Below are 455 nucleotides of genomic sequence, written 5' to 3'. Positions count from 1 at the left end.
CGCCCCTTGCCGCTGCGTTCCCGGTCAAACAGCGCCACCATCGCTCCGAAGGCCGCAAACATGCCGCCTGCCACGTCGGCAAAGGCATCTCCGGCCATCATCGGCGGGCCGTCCTCGGCGCCGGTCATATCCATCAGCCCGCTCATCGCCTGGATGATGATGTCATAGGCCGGCAGCATCCGGTTCGGGCCTGTCTGGCCGAATCCAGAGACGGACACATAGACCAGCTGGGGGCAGGCCGCGCACAGTGTGTCCGCACCCAGCCCGAACCGGTCCATCACGCCGGGGCGGAAGTTTTCGACCAGCACGTCACACTCCGCCGCCAGCGCCCGCGCCGCCGCCGCGCCGTCCTCGGATTTCAGATCCAGAACGATGGATTTCTTGCCGCGGTTCACCGATTGGAACAGCAGACTCTCGCCGTCCCTGAAGGGGCCGATGTGGCGGTAGTCATCGCC

1 protein-coding gene is annotated in these 455 nt (G+C 66.4%); it reads right to left on the bottom strand.

Annotated features, from left to right (window positions below; all coding sequences use genetic code 11):
* On the bottom strand, positions 1-455 hold a 455-nt coding region (locus AB9K35_RS14045), incomplete at both ends, for a CoA transferase (protein WP_369926996.1).

It is taken from the genome of Leisingera sp. XS_AS12, assembly GCF_041224635.1.
Classification (GTDB): domain Bacteria; phylum Pseudomonadota; class Alphaproteobacteria; order Rhodobacterales; family Rhodobacteraceae; genus Leisingera.
This window is presented reverse-complemented; position numbering and strand designations above follow the sequence as displayed.